3 protein-coding genes are annotated in these 2337 nt (G+C 63.7%); 1 reads left to right on the forward strand and 2 read right to left on the reverse strand.

All coding sequences use genetic code 11. The features are described from left to right. Together EOA22_RS31025 and EOA22_RS31030 are read right to left on the reverse strand one after the other, a co-directional pair. A partial coding sequence (locus EOA22_RS31025) for an alpha-hydroxy acid oxidase (protein ID WP_164756085.1) occupies window positions 1-949 on the reverse strand: 949 nt, incomplete at its 3' end. Between the two features lie 19 nt (window positions 950-968). Next, a complete protein-coding gene (locus EOA22_RS31030; RefSeq protein ID WP_032808722.1) occupies window positions 969-1772 on the reverse strand; it encodes an FCD domain-containing protein in 804 nt (267 codons plus the stop codon). A gap of 206 nt (window positions 1773-1978) precedes the next feature. Here EOA22_RS31030 and EOA22_RS31035 point away from each other — a divergent pair. Then, window positions 1979-2337: DUF3422 family protein (locus EOA22_RS31035; RefSeq protein ID WP_127390486.1), on the forward strand; the 359-nt coding region annotated here is incomplete at its 3' end.

Raw genomic sequence — 2337 nt, forward strand, 5'->3', positions numbered from 1 at the left:
GGACATCCTGGCCGGAGCGGATGCCGCCATCCATATGCACTTCGATCGTGTCGCCGACCGCGTCGGCAATCTCTTCCAGCACGCCGATCGACGACGACGCACCATCGAGCTGGCGCCCGCCATGGTTGGAAACGATGATCGCGTCGGCGCCGGTCTTGGCCGCCATCAGCGCGTCCTCCTTGTCGAGAATGCCCTTGAGGATCAGCTTGCCGCCCCAGCGCTCCTTGATCCAGGCGACGTCCTTCCACGACAGATGCAGGTCGAACTGCTCCGTCGTCCACGATGCCAGCGAGGCCATGTTGCCGACGCCCTTGGCGTGGCCGACAATGTTGCGGAAGGTCCGCCGCTTGGTGCCGGCCATGGCGGCGCACCAGCGCGGGCGGATGGCCATGTCGACGATGTTGGTCAGCGTCAGCTTGGGTGGCGCCGAAAGCCCGTTGCGGATGTCCTTGTGACGCTGACCGAGAATCTGCAGGTCGAGCGTCAGCACGAGCGCCGAGCATTTCGCCGCCTTTGCCCTGTCGATCAGGTTGAGCACGAAATCCTTGTCACGCAGCACATAGAGCTGAAACCAGAACGGCTTCGTGGTAACCGAGGCGACATCCTCGATCGAGCAGATGCTCATCGTCGACAAGGTAAACGGCACGCCGAATTCCTCCGCCGCCTGCGCCGCCAGCATCTCGCCATTGGCGTGCTGCATGCCGGTCATGCCGGTTGGCGCCAATGCCACCGGCATAGACACTTTTTCGCCGATCATCGTCGATGCCAGCGAACGGTTGTCCATGTCGACGAGGACGCGCTGGCGGAACTTGATCTTCTGGAAATCCTCCTCGTTGGCCCGATACGTGCTTTCGGTCCACGAACCGGAATCGGCATAGTCGAAGAACATCTTCGGCACACGCCGGCGTGCGAGGTCCTTGAGGTCGGCGATGGTCAGGATCTGGCTCATGGGCTTCCCGTTTCGATAGCTAGGAGCGTTTGCGTGCTGGTTCTGTATCGGTGGCGTCAACGCGCTGTTTCAACCTCAGCCGCGAGACGCGCTGCCAGTCGCCGCTGCGCTCGGCCTCCGCCATCGACCGTTCGACATAGGTGATGTGGTCCATCGCCGCCTGGCGGGCGGTGGCCGGGTCGCCGGCCTTCACCGCCGCATGGATCGCCCGGTGCTGCGCGAGCAGGGCGTCGCGCGCGCCGGGTACGGTGAACACCAGCAGCCGGTTCTGGAACACGCCCTCCGACAGCAGCCGATAACAGGAGCGCAGCGTGTGCAAAAGGATGATGTTGTGTGCGCATTCGCAGATCGCGTGGTGGAACTCGACGTCGATCTCGGCCTCGTCGTCGAAGTCGCCGGTCCGGTGCGCATCGTCCATGCGTGCCATGATCTTGTCGAGCAGCGCCATGTCGTCTGGGGTGGCGCGCCGTGCCGCATATTCAGCCGCAACCCCTTCGATCTCGCGGCGGTATTCCAGATAGTCGGTCACTGCCTTGCGGTGCATCGAGATCAGGTCCGTCACCGGTTTGGTGAAGAGCTGGCCGATGACATCGGCGACATGCGTGCCGCCGCCGGGCCTTGTCGTCAAAAGGCCGCGTCCTTCCAGTGCCTTCAGGGCGTCACGCAGGATCGGCCGCGATACGTCGAACTGGCGTGCAAGCTCGCGCTCGCCCGGCAGCCGGTCGCCGGTGCGCAGCACGCCTTCGAGGATGAGGCTCTCGATCTGCTGCACCACCTCGTCGGCGGTGCGCGAATGCTCGATCCTGGAAAAAATGTCGCTCAACAGAATGCCTGGAAGGTGAACCGGTGCCGCAGAATAGAGCCTGCCTCGCCAACTGGTCAAATTATTTATCCAATTGACAAAAAGCAGGCCGATTTCCCGCCCGATCCCGTGATCTTCGGCTAACTTTGCCGCTTGCGTCGTCAGGCCATTGGTACTAGAGGGACGCGAGTGCAAGCGGGTTCAAGGAAACCCCCGGGGAACAAGCCGTGTCAGACGACCCGTCCGATCTCGAATTCCAGCCGCGCGCCAAGGGCAGCGTCATGGGCTTTCCCGCGCATGAGGGCCGGCCCGGCGCACTCGGCGAGGTTCATGCCCGGCCGCATCCGCTGATCGAAAAGCCACGCGTCCTGATGCAACTCGCCTTCATGACGGAGGGCGGCTCCGGCGTCGACCACGCGGTGCTTTCCGAACTGTCGCGGCGCCTCGGCATCGCCGCGCCCGACCGCCAGGCCCGCCACCATGCCATGAAATGTGGCAAGGGCTCGCTGCGCTGGGAGCGGCACACCGAATTCTCGACCTATTTGTGGGAAGGGCCGCTTTCCGAAAGCGGCAGGACGCAGGAGGA

Source organism: Mesorhizobium sp. M7A.F.Ca.US.014.04.1.1, from assembly GCF_003998745.1.
GTDB lineage: Bacteria > Pseudomonadota > Alphaproteobacteria > Rhizobiales > Rhizobiaceae > Mesorhizobium > Mesorhizobium ciceri.